The organism is Pedobacter jeongneungensis (genome assembly GCF_039538295.1).
Taxonomy (GTDB): domain Bacteria; phylum Bacteroidota; class Bacteroidia; order Sphingobacteriales; family Sphingobacteriaceae; genus Pedobacter; species Pedobacter jeongneungensis.
Window position 1 is genome coordinate 189,987 of the sequence record NZ_BAABBY010000007.1, and the last position, 24,059, is coordinate 214,045.

General features: G+C 40.4%; 15 protein-coding genes. 7 read left to right on the forward strand and 8 right to left on the reverse strand.

Annotated elements, in window-relative coordinates; genetic code table 11:
- Nucleotides 1-5 precede the first annotated feature (5 nt).
- From ABD769_RS15075 to ABD769_RS15100, 6 genes are all read right to left on the reverse strand, one after another.
- Complete coding sequence (locus tag ABD769_RS15075; RefSeq protein ID WP_344852230.1) at nucleotides 6-1,352, reverse strand: type III PLP-dependent enzyme domain-containing protein; 1,347 nt, start codon at nucleotides 1,350-1,352, stop codon at nucleotides 6-8.
- Between the two features lie 130 nt (nucleotides 1,353-1,482).
- Entirely contained in the window at nucleotides 1,483-2,550 is a 1,068-nt protein-coding gene (locus ABD769_RS15080) for an ATP-grasp domain-containing protein (RefSeq protein ID WP_344852231.1), read from the reverse strand.
- 21 nt (nucleotides 2,551-2,571) lie between these two features.
- Nucleotides 2,572-2,814, reverse strand: a complete 243-nt coding sequence (locus tag ABD769_RS15085) for a PqqD family protein (protein ID WP_344852232.1) — start codon at nucleotides 2,812-2,814, stop codon at nucleotides 2,572-2,574.
- Nucleotides 2,811-3,512 (reverse strand): LytR/AlgR family response regulator transcription factor, encoded by a 702-nt coding sequence (locus tag ABD769_RS15090; protein WP_344852233.1) that lies wholly within the window; start codon nucleotides 3,510-3,512, stop codon nucleotides 2,811-2,813. Before ABD769_RS15090 ends, ABD769_RS15085 begins: the two co-directional genes overlap by 4 nt.
- A gap of 14 nt (nucleotides 3,513-3,526) precedes the next feature.
- Nucleotides 3,527-4,714, reverse strand: coding sequence for a sensor histidine kinase (locus ABD769_RS15095; protein ID WP_344852234.1), 1,188 nt, complete (start codon nucleotides 4,712-4,714; stop codon nucleotides 3,527-3,529).
- A 54-nt stretch (nucleotides 4,715-4,768) separates the two neighbouring features.
- Entirely contained in the window at nucleotides 4,769-5,272 is a 504-nt protein-coding gene (locus tag ABD769_RS15100; protein WP_344852235.1) for a hypothetical protein, read from the reverse strand.
- A 511-nt stretch (nucleotides 5,273-5,783) separates the two neighbouring features.
- On the opposite strand from ABD769_RS15100, the gene ABD769_RS15105 reads away from it, so the two are divergent.
- Entirely contained in the window at nucleotides 5,784-6,128 is a 345-nt protein-coding gene (locus ABD769_RS15105) for a four-helix bundle copper-binding protein (RefSeq protein WP_344852236.1), read from the forward strand.
- Nucleotides 6,129-6,184: 56 nt separating this feature from the next.
- Here the strand turns inward: ABD769_RS15105 and ABD769_RS15110 are convergent, their stop codons facing one another.
- Nucleotides 6,185-7,732 (reverse strand): trypsin-like peptidase domain-containing protein, encoded by a 1,548-nt coding sequence (locus ABD769_RS15110; RefSeq protein WP_025143326.1) that lies wholly within the window; start codon nucleotides 7,730-7,732, stop codon nucleotides 6,185-6,187.
- A 310-nt stretch (nucleotides 7,733-8,042) separates the two neighbouring features.
- Between ABD769_RS15110 and dapF the strand changes: the two genes are divergently transcribed.
- The 5 genes from dapF (at nucleotide 8,043) to ABD769_RS15135 (ending at nucleotide 19,709) form a co-directional block, all read left to right on the forward strand.
- Nucleotides 8,043-8,825 (forward strand): diaminopimelate epimerase, encoded by a 783-nt coding sequence (gene dapF, locus ABD769_RS15115; protein WP_344852237.1) that lies wholly within the window; start codon nucleotides 8,043-8,045, stop codon nucleotides 8,823-8,825.
- A 414-nt stretch (nucleotides 8,826-9,239) separates the two neighbouring features.
- A complete protein-coding gene (locus ABD769_RS15120) occupies nucleotides 9,240-10,409 on the forward strand; it encodes an efflux RND transporter periplasmic adaptor subunit (protein ID WP_344852238.1) in 1,170 nt (389 codons plus the stop codon).
- A 50-nt stretch (nucleotides 10,410-10,459) separates the two neighbouring features.
- The gene (locus ABD769_RS15125; protein WP_344852239.1) at nucleotides 10,460-13,642 is read left to right on the forward strand and encodes an efflux RND transporter permease subunit; all 3,183 of its coding nucleotides are present in this window, start codon (nucleotides 10,460-10,462) and stop codon (nucleotides 13,640-13,642) included.
- 10 nt (nucleotides 13,643-13,652) lie between these two features.
- Nucleotides 13,653-15,053 (forward strand): efflux transporter outer membrane subunit, encoded by a 1,401-nt coding sequence (locus ABD769_RS15130; protein ID WP_344852240.1) that lies wholly within the window; start codon nucleotides 13,653-13,655, stop codon nucleotides 15,051-15,053.
- 1,119 nt (nucleotides 15,054-16,172) lie between these two features.
- A complete protein-coding gene (locus ABD769_RS15135) occupies nucleotides 16,173-19,709 on the forward strand; it encodes a T9SS type B sorting domain-containing protein (RefSeq protein ID WP_344852241.1) in 3,537 nt (1,178 codons plus the stop codon).
- On the opposite strand, the gene ABD769_RS15140 is transcribed toward ABD769_RS15135, so the two are convergent.
- Nucleotides 19,706-20,716, reverse strand: a complete 1,011-nt coding sequence (locus ABD769_RS15140; protein WP_344852242.1) for a PorP/SprF family type IX secretion system membrane protein — start codon at nucleotides 20,714-20,716, stop codon at nucleotides 19,706-19,708. The genes ABD769_RS15135 and ABD769_RS15140 overlap by 4 nt on opposite strands.
- A 296-nt stretch (nucleotides 20,717-21,012) precedes the next feature.
- Here ABD769_RS15140 and ABD769_RS15145 point away from each other — a divergent pair, with 296 nt between their 5' ends.
- Nucleotides 21,013-23,904 (forward strand): DEAD/DEAH box helicase, encoded by a 2,892-nt coding sequence (locus ABD769_RS15145; RefSeq protein ID WP_344852243.1) that lies wholly within the window; start codon nucleotides 21,013-21,015, stop codon nucleotides 23,902-23,904.
- Nucleotides 23,905-24,059 lie beyond the last annotated feature (155 nt).

Here is a 24,059-nt window from a genome sequence, read left to right on the forward strand (position 1 = left end):
GAAGATTAATTACTTAAATAATCCGGTACTTCTTCCATCATTTCTAAATAGGCCAATGTTTCAGGTTTTCTGATCAGATGGCTTTTTCCCTGCATATCGATCAATACCACAGCTGGCCTCATATTAATAAACTGCATCCATTGCGTCATGTTATAGGCGCCAACTTTATGCACCACCACCTGGTCTCCACGTTCCAGTAACGGAAGTGTGATGCTCTCTCGTACTACATCAATGTTCATGCAAAGCGGACCGAACAAAACTGTTTCTTCGGTATATTGACCTGCTTCTTTAGCAACACTGATTTTATGATCGTACCAATTGGAGGTGAATAAAATATTAATTCCAAAGTCGACAATGGTTGCCCTCCTGCCATCGCTCAGGCGTTTATTGGCCAATACACTTCCGATCAGGTAACCTGCATCATCAATAAGCACCCTGCCACTTTCTAAAATTAAAAGCGGGAGTTCATCTGTAGCAAAACCGAAATTTAAAATGGTATTGGTAATGGCATCAGCAAAATCTTCTACAGAAGGAACAGTATCTACACCAGGCAAATAAGCACCTTTTAAGGTATTGGTTGAGGGGAAACCGCCGCCTAAATCTAAATATTGAACCGGGTTTTGAAGCTCTGTTTTACAGCGTATGGCCAAATCGCAGAGTTTGGTTGCGGCCACCGAATAAGCCGCAGTTGATAGCATAAAGGTACCAATGTGGCAATGCAGGCCAATTAACTCTAAATGATCTGCCGCAACAATTTTGTTGATCGCCGTCCAGGCCTGGCCATTCTCATAATTAAAGCCAAAGCGGTCCCAAGTGGGGTAAACACCAGTATCGAAATTAACCCTGATGGCCACTTTTGCGGTTTTATTGATGCGTTTACAGATCTCGATTAAGAGGTATAGTTCATCATAATGATCGATATGTATGAGTGAATGATTTTCTATGGCGAAGATTAAATCGGCCTCTTTTTTATCTGGTCCGTTAAAGATAATCTGGTTACCAGCCACGCCGTTTCCCAATGCCTTATGGTATTCGAAGCCCGAAACCACTTCTGCCCAGCTTCCCTCCTGATGAAAAATCTTACAAACCGCGTTCAGGTAATTGGTTTTATAGCTCCATGCAAACTGAACTTTTGGATAACGCGTTTTAAACGAACGAACTGCAGCCTGATAATTGCGCCTGATCTGCTTTTCTGATAAAACAAAAACCGGCGAACCATAATCAGCCACCAAACTTTTAACCGGAACACCATCAATTACCTCAACGGGATCGAAATCGGTGCGTGTACCAAACTTGTTCATTAGCCCGGTATTCATTTTCTTTATGGTTGGTCGTTCGTATTTTTGTTTCATTGTTTTAGCGTTAGTTTTTGTAGTATCGAGTAATGAGTATTAAGTATCAAGTAGTGAGTATCAGCTATCAAGATTAAATTGATGCGGGATTAGTCGCCTTATACCTTACACCCTAAACCATACACCTTTCTCACAGTTCTCCAAAGGCCGATAGCTTCTGAAATTCTTCTACATCTACAATATTATCCCAGGCGTAACGAATAAACATTTTACCTGATTTATAATCTTTCATTTCTTGTACGGGATTACCTAAGGCTAAATCTACCAAAGCTTTGGGTTGATTCTGACCAGCGGCTGCTGTTAAATATACCCATGCAGGAAAGCGCGGATTTACTTCCATAATGTACAGGGTTCCGTTATCGTCCATCATAATTTCGAGCTCGAAACCGCCTCTCCATCCGATTGCTTTTGCAAAATCTTTGGCCAGGGTGATCAATTTTTCATCTTCAATCGTAATCCCCGCCCAGGCCTTACCTTTTTCGGTGATGTAAAGTTTCCGCATGGGGATTACGCTGATGGCATTCCCTTTTCCATCGCCTAAACCCGCAATATTAATTTCGGTTCCCTTTATAAATTTTTGCAGGATAACGGGCAAACCCCATTTGGCATGCAGTTTATGAAAGGCTTTATGTGCATCGGTAATATTCAGTGCGGTGTGTGCTTCATAAAATTTACCTTTCACCATTAATGGAAATCCGAATTTATTGGCGATGTTATCAATCTCCGAAGCTGTAAAAATCACTTCGTCAGCAGGTACATTAAACTGATTTTTCTTTCCAAACTCACCAAGGTTAACTTTTTCTCTTTGAGCCAGCTGCTGATGTGTGGGCAAAAAGGTATAGATTCCCATTTGGAGCAAATCAGGTTCTATTTTTATAAAATTATATAGTTCGGCATCAAAATTCGGGATCAATACGTCAATCTTTTCAATTTCCTGAATTTCTTTTATACGTTCTTTTAATGCACCGGTTCCGGCAGTTGGGTAAGGAATACGGTAGGTTTTATCTACCTGATCTCTTAAATAAATTGCCGGTTCCAAAGTTTCGTAAGCTAAACCGATAATCCGCAAATTTTCTCCAAAGCCAGCACGCAATGCCCGTATAACCGCCAGCCCGGGGCCGGGATTATCGTTTGCATTTAAACCTGTAACCGCTATGTTAAGGTTTTTGCCTTTATTCAGATCCTGAGAAACGTACATGATTAGCTTTTCTTTTTTGGGTTACAAATCTAACAGATTCGCTTCCTTTAACTGTAACATATAATCATCCCAATCCCTTTCGAGCTGGTTTGGTTCTACTTCATACTGGTCCAGTATTTTCTTTTTGATTTCCGCCTCACTCCCGCCCGATTTCATATAACCTAAAATTTCGGCAGCAATAGCATTACTGGTAAATGAATCGCCTGTGGCAGGATTGAAAATAAACCCGTTTTCACTGGTAGCAATATTCGCTTTTAACTTCATATTCCTTTTTGTTGATTGATGAAACCGCTATATGCATCGCCGATTGGCAATTCTGCATGGTTGAGGTGCACTTTTCTGTTGTGTATCGATTTTATTTTGCCCAGTGCTGCAATAAAGCTCCGGTGAACACGCGCAAACTGATCATCAGGCAACTTCTCTAAAACTTTTTTCATCGTCATCAACGTTAAAACAGGTTTATCGATATTGGTAAGATAAATCTTAAGGTAATCGCCCATACTTTCGATGTATTCGATATCACGAAGCAAAATTTTGATCATTTTATACTCCGAATACACATAAATACTTTCATCGCTGGTATTTTCCTGGGTAGCATTTTTGTATTTATGATAATCGACAGCTTTTTCTACCGCAGCGGTAAAACGTTGAAAATCGATGGGTTTCAGCAGATAATCTATGGCCTGTAACTCATAACTTTCGAAGGCATAATTACGGTAGGCCGTGGTAAAAATAATCATCGGTGAGTTTACCAGGCTCCGTACGAGTTCTACACCGGTAATATCGGGCATGTTAACGTCAACAAAAAGCAGGTCGACAGGGGTTTGCTTCAGGTATTCGGCACCCGAAAGGGCATCTTCGAAAACCTGTACCAACTGAAGATCAGGGAAGCGCGATACATACGTTTTGATGAGCTCTAGTGCCAATGGCTCATCATCAATAGCTACACATTTTAAGGCCATAGTAATCTGTTAATTTAGCAATCTACACAAAGTTTAACGGTAAACATGCCGCCGGTATTTTCTATATCAAGGCGGTGCTTTTGGGGATAAAGGTGCGATAACCTTTGGCGGGTGTTCGCAATACCAATTCCCGAACGTTCTAAATTAGACTTGTGGTTATAAATTTTATTCTGGCATGAAAAGTCAATTCTTTCGGTATCAATGCTCAAATTGATATTGATTACCGTTTTTTCTTTTTTAGTTACACCATATTTAAAAGCATTTTCGATGAAAGTCATGAAAATGAGCGGTGCAATTTTTTTCCCATCGGGTTTGCCCTGCACATTAAAATTGATCTCTGCATCAGCACCCAGCCTTAAACGTTGCAGCTCGATATAATCGCGTACACAATCGATTTCATCCTTCAGCATCACAAAATCCTGTGTTACATCATCTGTTACGTAGCGCATAATGTTAGATAACTTCATGATACTTTCAGAAGTATGCTCACTGTTAATCACCGATTGGGTATAAATATTATTGAGGGTATTAAACAGGAAGTGGGGATTGATCTGCGCCTTGAGGAAAGAGAGTTCGGCAGTAGCTTTTTCGGCTTCAGCTTTTACCACTTTCGATTCGGCCGTTTGCCAGCGCTGTACGGTACTGGTAGCAATACTCAACCCCATAATCATAAAAAAAATAAAAAGACTGATTACATCGATATTCATGGGTTGGTGCAGTTCCAGAATCCCGTTGGGCTTTTTTAAATTTGGATCCTGCATCCTTAAATCCTCATTCGGCAGCGGACCAAAAGGCATTTCTACATTAGGGCCAACATCAGGATCTTTCCCAGGCTGTAACGATTGATTTAAACCTTTAGGCTGTGTATTGGGCGGACCATTTAATGCAGCCATTACACTTTTGTTGTGCCCGAGTAAATTATCATAGGGTTGTGCATAATACACAAAACTAAAGAGCAATAACACCACTGCAATATAAATTACATGCCGTTTTTTAAACATTAAACGTGGCACTAAAACCAATGCGTTGAAATAAAACATAAGCACGTAAGTACCACAGAAAAGCCAGTAATAAGGAGATGCAAGCAACAAAAAACTACTTTGCCCCGATTGTTCGTTATTGATGAACAACAGTGGAAAAGTGAGAAATAAAAGCCAACCTGCCACGTGGATGATGAAGGTTGGGGTTTTAAATTGCTGCATGCTACAAATTAATGATATTTTTTCTGGCTATCTGATCAAAAATGAATGCTAAATTTAATTATAAACCAGACTTTCGTGCTGCTCGTAATTTACAATCAGGTTTTCTGTAACTTTAACCATCAGGGTTTCATTTTCTTTGCCCTTATAACTTAAAATCATTAAATCACCTATCATTTCGTGCAATATTAACTTAGGACTGGTATAGGTAATGGAAACGACGTGAGCACCCTTGTTTAAAAGATCTGAACTGCAAAGGTGTAATTCGGCCCAATCAAAAAGCATCGGACGGTCTTCAAGATCATTTAGCACAGGCATTTTATGATTTAAAGCAGCAATGCTGTTTATAATGGCGTATTGAAGCTTCTGATGTAAGGTACTGGCTTTTCCGTTGGCCTGTTGCATCTGCGAAAAAGTGTGGAGGTGATGATCTAAACTATATATTTTTGATTTTTTTTGAAATTCTTTGTAGGTATCGTGGAATATCCGCCTTTCAAAATCGGTTCTGCACATGAAATTGAAATATTGTTTTACGCTGAGGTTGATGTGAGCTAAAGCCATAATATTCGGTTTTGGTTGCTGATTCAAATATGGAACAATAAAAAAATTTAATTTATAAAGTATCGGTAAACACTGATTATCAATCGGTAAATAGCGAAACTAAATCTCGATTATGAAAAACGGATGAATATTGCTTTGCGTATGAGAAAGGGACCTGAGAAGCAAAGATTTAAGGTATTTTAACAAATAGGACTGTCATTCTGAACGCTGTGAAGAGCCTCTGCACAATGAAATACAGAACCTGAACAAATTAATGCATTTGCTTCACTAGCATTGCATCCGCGGCAAAAAAATATAACGCGATGGTCTGTGGGATACAGGCCATGGATTAAGAAAGGCCCTTCGACTACCCTCAGGGTGACAAACGTTGAGATTTATCTGTTTCCATCTGTGGTAAAAAAGCATGATGATTTGTGGGGACACCAACCATGGGTTTCAATTTTTTAAAAACAGTTTAATTGCCAGCAGGTTATTACTATACAAAACATTTATAACCAAAATCTATAATAATATGGAAACGAGAAACAACCATGGCTTAATTCAGGCTTTGCTAGATTGCGCTTTAGCATGCGAACATTGTGCATCATCATGTTTAAAAGAAGAAGATATTAACATGATGATCGATTGCATTAAACTGGATCGGGATTGCGCCGATATCTGCACGCAGGCAGCAAGGTTACTACAGCGCGATTCGGTTATAGCGCATCAATATCTATTGCTCTGTGAAGAAATATGCAGACTTTGTGCAGAAGAATGCGGTAAACACGACCACGAACATTGCAGACAGTGTGCAGTAGCCTGCGAAGAATGTGCTGAAGCCTGCCACGCCAACCACGAACCAATTAACCAGGACTAAAAAAAAGCCTCCCGATTTTAAATCGGGAAGCTTCCTCAAAAATTTATTCTAATTAATTATTGAGCAGGGAAACTGTAGTTATATGAACCTTGCTCGCCAACACCAGAGATACTTACCATGTTGTTTCTGCCTAATGGCAATGCTTTTTGAACATCAGCCACAGAATTTACCGGTTGTCCGTTTACTTTGGTGATGATTAAACCTTTTTCTACACCAATGTTATCAAAAGCTTTTCCGGTGGTAACAGAAGTTACTACCACACCACTGTTAATGCCATATTTCGATTTCTGTGCCTGGCTGGCAGGAGCAAAAGTTGCACCCAATTTACCTACCTCAACACTTTTGCTTGCTGCGTTATTAGCCGTTAAACCTACGCTGGCTTCGCCTTTAAGGGTTACAGTATAATCTTTTAAAGCACCATCACGCAATACCGTTAATTTAACTTTATCGCCAGGGTTTAAACGGCCCACTCTTTCCTGAAGATCAGGTGAATCATTGATTACCACACCATCAACTTTTTTGATTACGTCGCCTGATTTAATACCTGCCGCAGCAGCACCGCCACCAGCAACCACATCATTTACATATAAACCACTAATTTCGTTGGTTTTAATGCCTTCAGGTTTTTCTTCACCACTTAATGGCACAAAGTTAACACCAATATAACCACGTTTAACTGAGCCGTATTTCATAAAATCGTCAACAATTTTACGGGCTAAATTAACCGGGATTGCAAATCCATAACCCTGGTTATAACCGCTTTGCGAAGCAATTGCAGAGTTAATACCTACAAGTTCTCCATTTGCATTTACCAAAGCACCACCGCTGTTACCCGGGTTAATGGCCGCATCTGTCTGGATAAATGATTCGATACTGGTATTAGCCGGACGATCTGGTCTTTTACCCGTACGCTGATATTCGCGGTATTCTTCTTCAGTAATTTCATTGCCTTGTTGCTCGCGACCAATAATACCGATGCTACGGTTTTTAGCGCTTACAATACCAGCAGTTACGGTTGTATTTAAATCTAAAGGGAAACCAACGGCCAAAACCCACTCTCCTACCTGTACATTATCAGAGTTACCCATTTTCACCACAGGTAAACCTGTTGCATTTACTTTTATTAAAGCTAAATCTGTATTCGGATCTCGACCGATTACTTTTGCCTCTACCTTACGTCTGTCGGTTAATACCACTTCCACTTTTTCCGCATTTTCTACGACGTGGTTGTTGGTAACGATATAACCATCCTGACTGATAATTACACCAGATCCTGACGCTGCCCTGGGCTGACGCTGCATCTGACGGCCACCGCCACCGAAGAAATCTTCCATCATGTCAAAAGGAGAAGAAGAACCCTGACCTTTTGATGCGGCGTAAGTTGTTTTAATGTGAACCACACCTGGTGCAACTGCCGCTGCTGCCTGTGTAAAATCGGTAGCACCTGCTGATGTTACTTTTAACGGATTATTGGCGAAATACAAGTTCTGTTTTTCAGTAATGGTACTGCCAGTTTGGTTACGCTCAAATAGTTTGTAACCTCCAATTGCTGCTGCCCCACCTATAAAAGCAGCTAACACGGTAATTCCTAGTATTTTTTTCATGTGTTTGTATATATTTTTTTTAAAGCCATGAAATTATAAGCCAGTTTGCTAGCTAATTGTTTAGCTTATAATGTTCATTTGTTAAATGTTATTGTTTGCAGGAGCGTCTTCACTTTGATTTAAGCAGGATGCTCCGGCAGTTTTTATCTGCTCAAATTTTCTTTAGTAAGTTTATTCAAATTTAATACCATATAAACGATATTTGTATCCTCAAAGCACTTAGTTTTGTGTTAAAAAATGTTAAATTAAAAAACACAATCCGCTTAATACCTTTTGCAACTCAAATATTGCATTAAAAAATGAAGCTTTCATGAAAATTAATTTTTATAAATACCAGGGCGCAGGCAACGATTTTATTTTAATAGACCACACCGCAAGTCCGTTAAAAAATATTGACAATCAATTAGTTGAACAATTATGCCATAGAAGATTTGGCATTGGTGCCGATGGATTAATGTTCATTACAAAGCATGAGGATTATGATTTTGAGATGCATTATCTTAATGCTGACGGCAAATTGGGCAGCATGTGCGGAAACGGCGGAAGGTGCATTGTGGCCTTTGCCAAACAACTCGGTATTATTGATCGCGAAACCAACTTTTTGGCAGTAGACGGGCCTCATTATGCCAGAATTTCAGAAAATGGCGAATGGGTTGATTTGCAAATGATTGATGTAGATAACATTACCAGAGATGGCGAAGCTTATATACTCAATACAGGCTCGCCACATTATGTTGCTTTACACAGTGATTTAAAAGACCTTGATGTTTTTCATGAAGGGAAAAGTATCCGTTATAATGCAACTTATGCAGAAAAAGGGATAAATGTAAATTTTGTAGAAGATAAAGGCGATCATCTGTTTGTGCGCACTTACGAGCGTGGCGTTGAAGATGAAACTTATGCCTGTGGCACAGGCGTAACAGCAGTTGCCATGGCTATTGCAAAACATAAAAACCAGACCGGCCACATTAAAACCGACATTAAAGTTTTGGGTGGCGATATTAAAATAGAATTCGATTACGACGGCCAAGCATTTACCAATGTATTTTTATGCGGACCAGCAAAACTGGTTTTTGAAGGAGAAGTAGAATAATCTTTTTATAAGCCTCGTGGGTTTTTGCAACCTGCGGGATTTAGTTGTGACCTCTCGTGTAAAATATACACCATCCACGCCTTTTGTTTGCTAAAATAAACAGGATTAATCGTTTAAAAAATGGTTTATAACAACCAGTTTTAACACCATTTAACATCTGTCGCAAGATATTTACACATTCATTTCGGGCGAGAAATACAACGTAAAAAGCTAAAAAACAGCATTTTAAAGCAAAAAGATCATGTTTTGAAGCTCAAAATAAATCAATCGATTGATTAAATGACAGAATTTGGACAGATTTATTTTTTTTTAGGCTCTATTTTTGGGCAATTATCAGCGGAAATCGAAGTCCCTAAATTTTGACTACGCTCTTAATTCCGGAAATTTAAATTTATACACACACAGAAATAGTCCATGAGAAAAGTAACAACTCTCTTTTTTAGCATGAGCATGGGTATGCTCTTAGCATCCTGCGGAAACAACGATGCTGCTAAAAAAGCCGCAGCTGCAGCAGCAGCTGGTCCACAAGCTTACCCGGTTTTTACCGTAAATACACAAAACACCACTTTAGATTCTGATTATCCGGCAACGATTGAAGGTATCCAAAATATCGACATCCGTCCGAAAGTAGATGGCTTTATTGAAAAGATTTTTGTAGATGAGGGTGCGGTAGTTAAAAAAGGCCAGTTACTTTTCACCATTAATGCACCCCAATACGAGCAGCAGGTACGTACAGCAAGAGCGGCCATCAGCAGTGCAGAAGCTGATGTAAATGCAGCTCAGTTAACCGTAAACAAAACCAGGCCGTTGGTAGAAAAAGACATCATCAGCAAATACGATCTTGATGCTGCCCAGTTAACATTGCAAAGCAGGAAAGCAGCTTTGGCACAGGCAAAAGCCGAATTGGTAAATGCGCAGGTAAATCTGGGTTATACGTCAGTTAAAAGCCCGGTTGATGGTGTGGTTGGCAGTATTCCTTTCAGAAACGGAAGTTTGGTAAGCAGTACCAGCACACAACCATTAACAACAGTTTCTAATACTTCAAAGGTTTATGCTTACTTCTCTTTAAATGAGAAACAACTTCTGGATTTTTCTAAAACCTATAAAGGAAATACATTGGCCGAGCAGATGAAAAACATCCCTGCAGTAAGCCTGGTACTTGCCGATGGAACAATTTATGCGCAGAATGGTAAAATCGAATCCATCAACGGACAGATTAACACCAGTACTGGTTCTGCAAGTTTAAGGGCAACTTTCCCCAACCCTACTTCTTTACTAAAAAATGGTGCAAGTGCTTCGGTAAGGATTCCACAACACATTGATAATGCAATTTTAGTCCCTCAAAAATCAACAATCGATCTACAGGGAAAGAAATTCGTTTATGTTTTGGGCGATTCTGCTAAAACCATCAACACTGAAATTCAGGTGATGGATCTGGCCAAAGGCAAATTCTATGTAGTAACTAAAGGATTGAAAGCTGGCGATAAAGTTGTTCTTGAAGGTTTTCAATCGTTAAAAGACGGAACGAAAATCAAGCCTGAAGAAAAAAGTGCCGATTCAGTTTATGCTGACATCAAGAAATAACAATATAATCTTGCCAATCACACTCTATTGTAGTGTAATCAATATTAATTATGTTTAAGAAATTTATAGAAAGACCGGTTTTATCAACGGTTATATCCATCATCATCGTAATACTCGGTGTTTTAGGTTTAGCTACGTTGCCGGTTTCACAATATCCTGAAATTGCGCCACCAACGGTGCAGGTTTCTACTTCATACCAGGGGGCCAATGCCGATGTGGTAATGAACAGCGTTGTTGTTCCGCTGGAAGAGCAGATAAATGGTGTGGAAGACATGACCTACATGACTTCTACCGCAAGTAACGATGGTACTGCAACCATTACGGTAAACTTTAAACTGGGTACCAACCCCGATTTAGCAGCGGTAAATGTACAGAACAGGGTTGCCCGTGCTACCAGTTTATTACCTGCAGAGGTAACCAAATCGGGGGTAATTACGGCTAAAAGACAGGCGAGTAACGTACTGATTTTTGGTTTATACAGCGACGATCCTTCTTACGACCAGAAATTTTTGCAGAACTACGCAAACATCAACATCATTCCACAGATTAAACGTATTAATGGTGTAGGTGATGCAAGTGCATTCGGAACGTTAGATTATACCATGCGTATCTGGTTAAAACCTGATGTAATGGCAACTTACGGTTTGGTGCCGAATGACATTAACGTAGCGCTTGCTGATCAGAACGTGGAGGCTGCTCCGGGTCAGTTTGGAGAGCTTGGCGATCAGGCATTTCAATACACCTTAAAATATACGGGCAGGTTAAAAGATGAGGCTCAATTTGGCAACATCATTATCCGCACTACTGATAACGGCCAGATTTTGCGTTTAAAAGATATTGCAAGGATCGAATTAGGTGCACAGAGTTATGCCAGTTCAGTTAAATTTAACGGAAAACAGGCTTTAGGTATCGCGATTAACCAAACGGCAGGTTCGAATGCAAAAGAAGTAATCGAAAACTCGATCAAAACCCTGGATGAAGCTCAAAAATCTTTCCCAAAAGGCGTTCACTACTCAACTTTGGTTAACGTAAACGACTTTTTGGATGCATCAATTGAAAAAGTGCTTCACACCTTAATTGAAGCATTTATTTTGGTGTTCTTAGTGGTATTTATCTTCTTACAGGATTTCCGTTCAACCCTGATCCCGGCAATCAGCGTGCCGGTGGCCATTATAGGAACGTTCTTCTTCCTGAGTTTATTTGGATTTACCATCAACTTACTAACCTTATTTGCCCTCGTACTGGCCATTGGTATTGTGGTGGATGATGCGATTGTGGTAGTTGAGGCCGTGCACGCCAAGCTGGATGAAGGTTATACCGACGCCAGAAAAGCAACTATTGATGCGATGGATGATATTAGCGGTGCAATTATTTCGATCACTTTGGTAATGGCGGCGGTATTTATCCCGGTGAGTTTTATCTCCGGATCATCAGGTGTATTTTACAAACAATTTGGTTTAACACTGGCTATTTCGATTATTTTATCGGCCATTAACGCCTTAACTTTAAGTCCGGCATTATGTGCTTTATTCTTAAAACCTCACAAAGAAGAACACGAAAAATCTAAAAACTTTTTAAACCGTTTTTACGATGCTTTCAACACTTCATTTGATGCGGTAACCGGGAAATACAAAAAATCAGTAGGCTTCCTGTCCCGTAAAAAATGGATTGTTGGTCTGGCCATTGCTTTCTTTGCTGTTGTGTTGGTTTGGACGATGAATACCACACCAAAAGGTTTCGTACCGAATGAGGATTTGGGAACCATCATGAGTGATATCTCATTACCAGCAGGAACTTCGCAAGAGGAAACCAGTATTGTAATTGCAAAAATCGACAGTATTGCACACAAAATACCTGAAATCAAAAATACTTTGAGGGTTGTGGGCCGTAGTATGATTAGTGGTTCGGGTAGTTCGTATGGGATGGTAATTTCGCGTTTAACCCCTTGGGATGAACGTAAAGGCCGTGATGTAAAAACAATTATCGGCGAACTATTTGCCAAAACAGCAGGCATTAAAGGCGCTAAAATTATTTTCTTTGCGCCGCCAACCATTCAGGGTTTTGGTACCAGCGGTGGTTTTGAGTTTCAGTTGCAGGATAAAACCGGTGGCGATATTAAAAAATTCAACGAAATTGGAAACGGATTTTTAGCGGCATTGAGTAAACGTCCGGAGATTCAATATGCTTCTACCTCTTTTAACCCGAATTTTCCGCAATATCAGATTGATGTTAATGTGGCAAAGGTTAAACAGGCCGGCTTAACCGTTAGTGATGTTTTAGGTGTAATGCAGGGCTACTATGGTGGTGTTTATGCCTCAAACTTTAATAAATTCGGTAAACAGTTCAGGGTAATGTTTCAGGCAGATGCCCAGTACCGTGCAAACGAACAAACCTTAACGCGTATTTTTGTGAGGAATTCGTCGGGCGGTATGGCTCCGGTTTCAGAGTTTATTACTTTAACCAAAGTGTACGGACCGCAGGCTATTTCGCGTTTCAACTTGTTTACTTCAATTTCGGTAACAGGTAACCCTAATCCGGGGTATAGCTCTGGTGATGCCCTGAAAGCTGTTCAGGAAGAAGCGGCTAAAAACCTTCCGGCAGGATATGGATATGAATTTTCAGGTTTATCACGTGAAGAGATGGCCGGCGGAAGTCAAACCGTTTTCATCTTTTTACTTTGCGTAATCTTTGTTTATTTCTTACTTGCTGCACAGTATGAGAGTTATATTTTACCATTAGCCGTTTTATTCTCGCTACCGGTTGGTTTGGCAGGTGTATTCGTTTTCGATAAGATTTTCGGGGTGGATAACAACATTTATACGCAGATTACCCTGATCATGCTTGTGGGACTACTAGCCAAGAACGCCATTTTGATTGTAGAATATGCGGTGGATAGAAGAAGAAAAGGCATGAGTATTGCCAATGCAGCAATTGATGGTGCAACCGCACGTTTACGTCCGATTTTGATGACTTCTTTTGCTTTTATCTTGGGATTATTGCCATTGATGTTATCTTCAGGTGTTGGTGCCGCAGGTAATACCTCAATTGGTACAGGTGCAGTTGGCGGTATGTTAATTGGTACAATATTCGGGGTTTTCGTAATCCCTGCCCTCTTTATCATATTCCAATCCTTACAGGAGCGCATCAGTAATAAATCACCTTTTAACGAAGGCATCGATCATGAACAAACGCCGGAGGAATATGAATTGGCTACTGCGAACAGCAAACATTAATATTAAGAAAATGAAATTTAGATATAAGCACCCCGTTTTAATCGGTTTAGCCATCGTTACCCTGAGTGCCTGCGTAACTAAAAAATACGAACGCCCCCAGGTAACAAGCGAAGGTTTATACCGCGATAACAATACAACGGATACCAATACAATAGCAAATGTACAATGGAAAACCTTGTTTTCTGATACCACTTTGCAATCGTTGATCCAGCAAGGGATAAATGAAAATTTAGACCTGAAACAGGCAATTGAGCGGATTAAAATTGCAGAAGCTACTTTAATACAGAGCCGTGGTGCGTTGTTGCCCAGCTTACAGGCCGATGTTAACGTAACCGATAATAAGGCATCTGCTGCTGCACAGAATTTTCCGGCAGGGATAAACATTAATTTAGAAACCCAAACCTATAAAGCACAGCTAAGCACCAGCTGGGAAGCTGATATCTGGGGAAAATTAACCAGCGCAAAACGCAGCGCATATGCTACTTTATTACAAAGTGATGCTGCAAAAAGAGCTGTGCAAACCCAACTGATTGCCACCATTGCCAATAATTATTATACTTTACTGGCCCTTGATAAACAACTGGCCATTACCGAGGAAACCATTAAGGTGCGTACAAAGGATGTGGAAACCATGCGTGAGTTAAAACAGGGAGCGGTAGTAAATGGAGCAGCAGTTGTACAAAGTGAAGCCAATTTATACGCAGCACAGGTAACCTTACCTGATTTAAAAAGAAGCATTAAAGAAGCCGAAAATGCATTAAGCGTATTGGTTGCAAAAGCACCGAATGCGATTAATCGCACCACGCTGGATCAGCAAACACCATATGCTAATTTACAAACCGGGGTTTCTGCACAATTGTTGCAAAACCGTCCGGATGTTATAGCTGCAGAATTTGGTTTCAGGGCTGCTTTCGAAAATACCAATGTAGCCAAAGCCTATTTTTACCCGGCTTTAACCATTACCGCAGCAGGTGGTTTATCGAGTTTGCAATTAAGCGATTTCTTCAGCAAATCGATCTTCTATAATTTAGTAGGCGGTTTAACCCAGCCTATTTTTGCAAAAGGTGCCAATAAAGCACGTTTAAAAACTGCAGAAGCCAATCAGCAGATTGCTTTTTATAATTTCCAGCAAACACTTTTAACCGGTGGACAGGAAGTATCAAATGCTTTATATGCTTATCAAACGGCTGCAGAAAAGGAAGAAACAAGAACAAAACAGATTGCCTCGTTAACCAAAGCAGTTGATTTTACCAAAGAATTATTACGTTACAGCTCGGCAACAAACTATACTGATGTGTTAACTTCAGAGCAAAGTTTGCTAAGTGCACAATTAAGCGGGATTAACGATAGATTACAGAAACTGCAATCGGTAGTAAACCTGTACCGTGCATTAGGCGGTGGCTGGAAATAAACAATAATTAACAAGCACATTTAAAGGCATCCTGATTTTTCAGGATGCCTTTTTTGGTAGTGATCTAAAATGAAAATGATCACCATTAGGGTGTAATTATTTTTGTCCACGGAAACACAGATTAACACGGAGTTTTTTTTTGTCATCCTGAGCATAGTGAAAAATCTTTAAAACGAGATTTATTATCCTGAGGGGTAATTTATTGTATAAAATCAGAATAAATGACAGATGTATAAGAAGCTAAATCCCTTCAAAGTATCGTCATTTCGACTGAAGCACACCGATTTTTCATCGGTAGCGCAATGGAGAAATCTTTAAATTAACTTCAATAACTTGATGAACAGATCTCTCCCCGCCTATTCAGAGGACATTCGTTATTTTTTGCCACGGAAATACAGATGAACACGGAGATTTTTTTTGTCATCCTGAGCGCAGCGAAGGATCTTTAAAACGAGATTTATTATCCTGAGGAGTAATTTATTGTATAAAATCAGAATAAATGACAGATGTATAAGAAGCTAAATCCCTTCAAAGTATCGTCATTTCGACTGAAGCTCACCGATTTTTCAACGGTAGCGCAATGGAGAAATCTTTAACTTTAATAACTTGATGAACAGATCTCTCTCCGCCTATTCAGAGGACATTCGTTATTTTTTGCCACGAAAACACAGATTAACACGGAGAATGTTTTTGTCATCCTGAGCGCAGCGAAGGATCTTTAAAATGCGAAAATCTCTCAATTTAACGGATCCATTCAAAAGTTTCAATGAAACCTTCCTGCCATGCGCAGCACCAAATCATTGTGGCAATGAAACCTTCCTGCCGTGCGCAGCGCCAAATCATTGTGGCAATAAAACCTTCCCGCTATGCGCGGCACCAAATCATTGGAAATAGCAGTAATCATGTAATTTCACCTGTAATATGAAGCAGAAAGGCAGATTCAATAAATAGCTGATGTTATAAATTTACAATAACCCAAAACCTTATTTATCAGCTGTTATCATTTTAAATCTGCAGGTAAACTTTAATTTATATTTCCAGCAATGAATAAAAAAAGATTTTAACTAAAACCCTAGCCACTAAACTTTTATTTGTATTTTGGCTGCACCAAACAATTTTATGCGTCTCTCAAAACTTTTAGCCCTGTTTGCGGGCTTATTTTTCTTTAATAATATCTACGCTCAAACTTATGTGGTTACCAGCAATGCCGATAGTGGCCCTGGAACATTGAGAGAAGGTTTAACACAGGCAGCTGCCGTTAATAGAACGACTACTTTTACCATCAATTTTAATTTACCCGGCAGCCCCGGCGATAATGCCAACCGCACAATCAGGCTGCGTTCTGCTTTACCTGTAGTATCATCTAATGTAATTATCGATGGCACCTCACAAGCCGCCTGGCCTGCACTCGGCGTTTCGGGAGCGAAAGTTATCCTGGAGCCAGAATATACCAACACAACCTTTTCGGGGCTGGTTATCGGCCAGTATGCCACAACACTGGTCCAAACAACCGGTGTAGAAATTTATGGTCTGTACATCCGTAATTTCGCAACCATTACCAACCTTCAAAACGTAAATATGGGGCAGGGATCGGGTATTGTGCTCGATTACCGTGCAAATAATATCACCATCGGGGCACCCGGAAAAGGAAACGTAATCGGCGGCAATATCAATGGTATTGTTGTTCAGAACAGTTCTTTTTTCAGTACGGCGATAAATACCAAAATAAAGATCCAATCCAATTTAATCGGGGTAATTTATGATGGTATTACACCTAACACCAACGTAACGGGTATTTCGGCCAGTCTTTACGATTGCGGACTGGATGTTGGGGGAGATAATGCCGGCGAGGGCAACGTAATTGCTGCTAACCGCATTAATGTTGATATTACCCGTTCCTCTTACTCCACCACTGCAAGATTCGATATTAATGTAATCAATAACAAAATCGGTGTAGATTATACCGGCAAAAAGGATTTCCACGAATTACCAATCTTCCTTTCTTCATCCTCTTTAGAAATTGCAGGTTTAAAGGTTAACGCGGTAAATACTGCACTTTACGTGCGCAATAACATTATCGGCGGGAACAGGACAACTGGCGTCTCAATCACCAATTCTGATTTCATTTTAACGGGTAACGCAATTGGTACCGATGCTGCCGGAGCTGTAACAATGGGTAATGGGATAGGCATAAAAATAGAATCAGGCGCAGGCGGCACCATCGGAGGGGCAACTCCAGCCGAAGCCAATTTAATTGCCAACAATAATTTCGGGGTTGAAACGGTGTCGTCAAGGCCGGTAAAAATTATCAGGAACAGTTTCTTTTGCAACAGAACATTTGGGATCGGAAAAACCTTAACCATTCTTCAACCGTATATTCAGATCCTTAAAAAAAGAAGTGATTATGTTTCGGGGCGGGCCACACCAAACTCCGAAGTCGAATTATTTTATACCGTAAACTGTCAGGGTATTTGCGAAGGCAAAACCTATATTGCCACCGTGCAGGCAGGTAGCGATGGCAGATGGGAATATAACGGAAGCCTTTCCGGAATGGTAACTGCAACCGCCAGTTTGTTAAATGCCACCACCTCTCCTTTTTCTACCGCAGAGTTATTGCCAAACGAAGCCATAGTAGAACCCGTAACCTGCAGCGCCAACGGATCAATCACCATCCCTGAGCCCCGTGAAGGTTTTACCTTTAGCTGGGTAAAAATAGAAACTGATGGTAGCCGTGTACCTAAAGGGAATACGCAAAGCATTACCAATTTAGAAGTTGGTACTTACGAAGTAACCGTTGATGACGGATGTAAAGCTTTTCCAACGGTATTTATCATCAAGGATCAAAAGTTAACCAAGCCAACTATCCTACCTGTTAATCCGGTTTGCGGACAACTTTCTTTTACCTATACCGCAGAGGTTTTAAGAGGTAAGGGGGTATTGAAATACAAGTGGACCAATACCGCAACGAATACCGTAGTGAGTAATGCCAACCCAGCCAATTTACCAGAAGGCACTTATTTTGTAACCGTATCGGATGAAGCAAACTGTTCGCTTGATTCTGATCCGATTACAGTTAAAAGGAAACCACAGATCATTATTACCAGTACAATTTCCCCCAAACATGCCACTTGCGGGAGCCAGAATGGTGCAATTACCGGCTTAAAAATTACTGATTTTACTGGCAAGGTAACCTATAAATGGTATGCTGGAATAGATCAGACCAAATTCACCCCAGATAATGTCATTTCTTCTGATCTTGACTTAATAAATGTAGAAGGCGGAGCTTACACCCTTGTTGCTTCCGATGAAGGACAATGCGGGGCCAGATCAGCTAATTTCTTTATCCCTACCGACAATACCATCCAGATCAGCGATGCCTCAATCAGAAAAAACGAAACCTGTAATAACAGCAATGGAGCTATTGGAGGAATTACCCTTACTGATGCAGATGGTTATGAGTGGATCGGGCCAGATGGAATTACCATTAAAAAAGGCACTTACTCTGCCGGCACATCCTTATTAATTGAAAACCTGAAAGCCGGTTCTTACAGGCTTTGGGCCAGCAACAGTAAATCTACCTGTCCACGGGTTCCAAGAGATTTCGTAATCACCGCAACACCACTTCCGGTTTATAACTTTTCACACCGCGAATCGCCAACAACCTGTGGGCTGATTAATGGAACCATCGATCTGGATTTTAGTTCTGCACTTCCATCCAGATATGAATGGAAAGATCAGGCTGGCAACATCGTTTTAAGTACCAGAACAACTACTTCTATTTCACTTAAAAATTTACCCGGGGGCGTTTACACCATGTATGCCTACGATGTTAACGGCTGCCCGCCCGTTATTATTGGCCCTTATACCATAGAGGTTACACCACTCCTTACCATCGTACCAAAAACCGGAACACCTGTTAAAGATGGTTGTACCCTGCAGAGAGGTTCGGTTACCGGAGTTGAAGTAATTGGCGGTGTACCGGGTTATACTTTTAAATGGATAAACGAGGCCGGCGAAGCCGTTCAGTTTACACAGGATTTAACCAAAGTTGGCGCAGGAACCTATCGTTTAGAGGTGAAAGACAAAACGGCCTGCGGTTACGCCATCAGCGAGCCATTTACCATTGTTGATGAGCCCTTTAAAATATTAACTCCGGTTATTAACGATCTCCGCGTTTGTTATGTTTCGGATATTGTATTACCTGTAATCGCTCCTGAAGAAGGAACTTATCAGTTATTCGAAAAAACAGACGATACCAAACCTTTTTTAGAAAGTACAGCAGGCATCTTTAAATTTAAAGTAGCCAAAACAGCCGATTATTTTGTGCGCAGAAAACTAGGTTCCTGTACCAGCGAATTTGCAAAAGTGCATGTAGAAGTAACGCACGATAACTTAGAAATCACCAACACCATGACGCCGAACGGCGATGGCATGAACGATGTATGGCAGGTGCGCGGATTGCCCGATTTTAAAGGAACCAACATTAAAGTTTATACCCGGGGTGGTCAGCTGGTGTACGAATCTATCGGCAATTACAACAAACCGTTTGATGGCCGTTTCAGGGATAAGGAATTACCTGCAGGCGTATATTATTATGTAATCGATTTGCGGGCCGAATGTAAACCATTAGGCGGAAGCATTACGCTTTTACGTTAAAACTGCCGGCTTGGGCAGGCTACCTGATAACGGTTGTTTAATAAAATACCCAGTACAATTTCGTGCGTACCATTATTTACCGAGCGTAAACCTGAAGTATTTACATCATAAGAATAGCTCAGGTTTACCAGCGAGGCCACATTAAAGCCTGCCAAAAGCGAAAAAGAATCATTGTTTCGGAAACTGCTGCCTACCCAGAATTTATCTTTATAGGCGAATTTCAGGTTGGCATCAAATGCGGCAGGGGCATTGGCCCAATAGGTAATCAATGCCGATGGAATCATTGCAATATCCTCATCCAGGAATATTTTGTAACCTGCAGTACCATAAAAAGTAGCGGCCTGGTAAGCATCAATTTTGATTTTATTGCCTACAACACTGCTTTTATTGCCAATAAGCTGTTTAGCCGAAATACCTGCAAAAAACCTCGGACTGTACAACCAAACACCGGCGCCAACATCAGGCCTGATTTTATTGTTATAATCAGCAGAAAACAATGGATCGCCGGATTCATCAGCAACAATGCCACGCACATCAACATTGATCGATTTAAACCCTCCGGATAAACCTAACGATAAATTAATTTCGTTGGTAAGGCCAAGGTGATAAGCATAAGTTACGCTCACGTTGGTTTGTCTGATCAGGCCTGCCTTATCCGTCATCGCTACCAAACCAATGCCATGGTGCGGCTCAGCAGCTGTGTAGTTATTTACATAACTCCTGCTCATGGGGTTTTCTCCGTTACCCGCAAAAGAATTTACATTGCTGCGCACAAAGTCTTCACCTATGGCGGTGCTTAAAGACAGGTATTGTGTACTTGGCGAACCCTCTAAACCGGTCCATTGCTTGCGCAAACCAATTTTTAAATCAGTATAGTTATCAATACCCGATAAAGCTGGGTTTAATAGAATGTTATTGAAAATATATTGGGTGCTTCTCGGAATTTCCTGCCCGTAGCCAGAAAAAAACAAACAAGTGAACACAGAGAGCGTGTAAAAAAATTTCATTTTAAGCGATAGTGATGCGTTAATTAACTGATAATAAAAGCTTATCAATCCTGCTGCTAAGATAATAAGTTGTTATCAATTATAAAGTATTAATATTTGCATCCCGGGCGGGGCATTTTACCCTCCTGATTAACATCTGCCGGTTAAACTACTGCCTTTCAGCTTTATTTTTATTACGCATAAAATTTCTCTATATTTTTTCTCCCAAAAACGGCCAGTTCTTTTGATGTAACCCCAAAATATTGTAAGTTTAAAGTTTTTTAAGCGCTTAGCTTACAAAAATTTTAAATCCATCAATGTTACGTGTAGATAGTTCTAAAGCCTGTAAAGTGGTGTACTCTTTGTGCAAACATGAGTACCTTGGCTATTTAATTGAACCTCACGTTGTTCAGCTAAATCCTCAGGGCGATTTTTCTTTTACCTACCAGAGGATTTTTACCCATACCGCAGAAGAATTTAATGCCTGCCTGAGTGAAATCGATTATAAGCTGATCAAGATTTTAGACGATATTGAGCAGGACTCGCTGATTAAAAAGTATTATAAAAAATTAATCAGGCCAACCGAGTTTTTCACTAAAGTTTTCGACGATAAGTTTTACGAAAACGTGCGCCCGAAAATTGAAAAGAAACTCGCCGAAGCCTTAGAAATTTTAAAGGTTAAAAACGAGCTCTATGTAATGGATAAAGATGGCTGGCCTGTAGAGCGTAAAATCGAACTTGCAGATGAACCTGCCTCTATTTTGTTCCATTTCCGAAGGAATGAAACTGAAACCCGTTATTTCCCGACCATTAAATACCAGAACCTGCGCATCGAATTTATGTTTAAAGAAGCGCAGATCATCAGCAACAAACCCGCCTGGTTATTACTGAATGATGTACTGTACTTTTTTGATCAGGATATTGAGGGCAAAAAACTCCAGCCTTTTCTAAACAAACGTTTTATTGCCATCCCCAAAACTACCGAAGCCACTTATTTCGAAAAGTTTGTTGCGCCACTGATCGAAAAACACCATGTGTATGCAGAGGGTTTCGAAATCAGAACCGAACAGTTTGAGGCAACACCGGTAATCAAGGTTTTATATGTGGATGGCGGTTTATCGCAGATCCAGTTATATTTTAAGTATGGCGAATATACTTTTCCGGTCGAAAATGCGCATAAAGTAACCGTACGTTTAGAAAAAACGGCCGATAATTATATTTTCCACCGGATAAAACGTTCGGCTGAATGGGAGAAAAAGCAGTTTAACCTGTTGCTTTCATTAGGACTTAAAAAAACAAGTTCTTTGTTCAGCAACCTCGAAGTAGGTGCAGCAGATGAAAACCCGAGTTATGCTGCCATTAACTGGGTAAATGAGCATATTGAGCTATTAGAGGCAGCAGGTTTTGAAATTGAACAGGCCACCGGACAGAAAAAATTTGTATTGGGTGCCAGTAAAATCGATCTCGAAGTTAAAGAAGGAAACGATTGGTTCGATATTCATGCTGTAGTATGGTTTGGCAAATACCAGATTCCTTTCCTTTCTTTAAAACAGCATATTTTACATAAAAAGCGTGAGTTTTTATTGCCAGATGGCGAAGTGGCCATTATCCCCGATAAATGGTTTACCCAATATGGCAGTCTGTTCAGTTTGGCAGAAGCCGGGCAAACGCTTAAATTAAAAAAACACCACATCGGTTTAATTAACGATCTGGCCGAAGATAGTTTGGCAAATGTTACGCTAGAACGTAAGCTTCAGCGCTTATCAGATTTTGAAGACATTGCCGATACGCAGATGCCCGTGCATTTTAAAGGCAGTTTACGCGATTATCAAAAGGCGGGCTATAACTGGTTTAGCTTTTTACGCGAATATAATTTTGGCGGTTGTTTAGCCGATGATATGGGTTTGGGTAAAACCATCCAGACTTTGGCCATGCTGCAAAAAGTGAAGGAAGATGATCAATTGTTGGACACACAAACCACATCGCTGATCATCATGCCTACCTCGTTAATTTATAACTGGTTAACAGAAGCGAAAAAGTTTACACCAAAGCTTAAAATTTTGGCGCACACTGGTACTAACCGGAATAAGGATGTGGCCAATTTTGCCAATTACGACATCATTATTACCACATACGGCGTAACTAGGGTGGATGTAGACGAACTGAAAAATTTCTATTTCAACTACATCATTCTCGACGAAAGTCAGAACATTAAAAACCCGGCATCTAAATCTTTTAAAGCCGTTAGAAGCTTAAAATCGAAACACAAACTGATTCTGAGCGGTACACCGGTAGAAAATTCAGTGAGCGATTTATGGTCGCAATTAACTTTCTTAAACCCGGGTTTATTGGGTACGCAGGCATTTTTCTACGAAGAATATGTGCAGGCGATCGAAAAGAAAAAGGACGAAGAAAAAGCGCGAAAACTGCAATCGATCATCAAACCATTTGTACTTCGCAGAACAAAAGAGCAGGTGGCCGCAGAGTTACCGCCAAAAACGGAGCAGGTAATTTATTGCGACATGAGCGAAGACCAGGCCGCTTATTACGAAAAGACAAAATCTGCCTACCGTAACGATTTATTGCAGAGTATGGATGATGGCACTTTTGCGCAAAAACAGGTTCAGCTTTTACAGGGCTTAACCGCTTTGCGCCAGCTGGCTAATCATCCCGTAATGATCGATGGCGAATATATTTCTGATTCGGGCAAATTTGAAAATGTAATCCACACTTTAGATAATGTGCTTAAAGGCGGTCATAAGGTTCTGGTATTTTCTCAGTTTGTAAAACACCTCGATATCTTTAAAAAACATTTTGAGGCGGAGAATATTCCTTTTGCTTATTTAGACGGTGCCACCCGCAACCGTGGCGAAATTGTTTCCGAATTTCAGCAGAATACAGATTTAAAGGTTTTCCTGATCTCCATAAAAGCCGGTGGTGTGGGGTTAAACTTAACACAAGCCGATTATGTTTTTATCCTCGATCCGTGGTGGAACCCCGCTGTAGAGCAGCAGGCCATCGACAGGACACACCGTATTGGCCAGGACAAAAAGGTTTTCATCTATAAATTCATTGCAAAGGATACCGTTGAAGAGAAAATCCTTGCCTTGCAGAACCGTAAAAAATCGCTCGCCAACTCATTGATTACCACAGAAGAAAGTTTCTTTAAATCGTTGAGTAAAGAGGATATCAGGGATATATTGAATTAAAATTGCCAAAGGCAATTGGTTAAATTAGTCATTAGCTTATTAGTTAGCAAAACGCCTGTAAGCAAGTTCAATTTTGACATAAATCTCCCACGTTCCTCACACCGATCCTTGCATAAAATGATCATCTCGGCAACTCTATAAAAGTAGCGTCATCT

Bases quoted from the DNA above. Each gene is read 5' to 3' on its own strand.
- ABD769_RS15095 (WP_344852234.1), bottom strand. From the start codon at position 4,714: ATGCAGCAATTTAAAACCCCAACCTTCATCATCCACGTGGCAGGTTGG.
- dapF (WP_344852237.1), top strand. From the start codon at position 8,043: ATGAAAATTAATTTTTATAAATACCAGGGCGCAGGCAACGATTTTATT.
- ABD769_RS15085 (WP_344852232.1), bottom strand. From the start codon at position 2,814: ATGAAGTTAAAAGCGAATATTGCTACCAGTGAAAACGGGTTTATTTTC.
- ABD769_RS15105 (WP_344852236.1), top strand. From the start codon at position 5,784: ATGGAAACGAGAAACAACCATGGCTTAATTCAGGCTTTGCTAGATTGC.
- ABD769_RS15145 (WP_344852243.1), top strand. From the start codon at position 21,013: ATGTTACGTGTAGATAGTTCTAAAGCCTGTAAAGTGGTGTACTCTTTG.
- ABD769_RS15080 (WP_344852231.1), bottom strand. From the start codon at position 2,550: ATGTACGTTTCTCAGGATCTGAATAAAGGCAAAAACCTTAACATAGCG.
- ABD769_RS15135 (WP_344852241.1), top strand. From the start codon at position 16,173: ATGCGTCTCTCAAAACTTTTAGCCCTGTTTGCGGGCTTATTTTTCTTT.
- ABD769_RS15075 (WP_344852230.1), bottom strand. From the start codon at position 1,352: ATGAAACAAAAATACGAACGACCAACCATAAAGAAAATGAATACCGGG.
- ABD769_RS15120 (WP_344852238.1), top strand. From the start codon at position 9,240: ATGAGAAAAGTAACAACTCTCTTTTTTAGCATGAGCATGGGTATGCTC.
- ABD769_RS15100 (WP_344852235.1), bottom strand. From the start codon at position 5,272: ATGGCTTTAGCTCACATCAACCTCAGCGTAAAACAATATTTCAATTTC.
- ABD769_RS15130 (WP_344852240.1), top strand. From the start codon at position 13,653: ATGAAATTTAGATATAAGCACCCCGTTTTAATCGGTTTAGCCATCGTT.
- ABD769_RS15140 (WP_344852242.1), bottom strand. From the start codon at position 20,716: ATGAAATTTTTTTACACGCTCTCTGTGTTCACTTGTTTGTTTTTTTCT.
- ABD769_RS15125 (WP_344852239.1), top strand. From the start codon at position 10,460: ATGTTTAAGAAATTTATAGAAAGACCGGTTTTATCAACGGTTATATCC.
- ABD769_RS15110 (WP_025143326.1), bottom strand. From the start codon at position 7,732: ATGAAAAAAATACTAGGAATTACCGTGTTAGCTGCTTTTATAGGTGGG.
- ABD769_RS15090 (WP_344852233.1), bottom strand. From the start codon at position 3,512: ATGGCCTTAAAATGTGTAGCTATTGATGATGAGCCATTGGCACTAGAG.